At 37.1% G+C, this 202-nt stretch carries 1 pseudogene; it reads right to left on the bottom strand.

Annotation, left to right across the window (positions count from 1 at the left end):
• A pseudogene (locus TR08_RS24965) lies at positions 1–202 on the bottom strand (IS5/IS1182 family transposase); the annotation flags it as partial.

Genomic DNA, 202 nt, shown 5'->3' with positions numbered 1-202 from the left:
TTTACTCTTTGCTCCTTCTGTGTAACATCCTTCACGGAAAGGGCATACTTTGCATTTTTCGGTGTCAAAATAATACGTTTGACGTTGATTTTTCCCCACATTTTTCTTATTTGTACGAGCTTTTCGAATTGCCATCTGCCCAGCTTTACATACGTACATGCCTGCATCTTTATTAAATTCAAACTCATCTTCTTTAGTACGT

Source organism: Neobacillus niacini (assembly GCF_000759675.1).
In the GTDB taxonomy this organism is placed as follows: Bacteria; Bacillota; Bacilli; order Bacillales; family Cytobacillaceae; genus Neobacillus; species Neobacillus niacini_A.
Note: the sequence above shows the minus strand (reverse complement) of the source record. Positions and strands in the feature narration are given on the sequence as shown.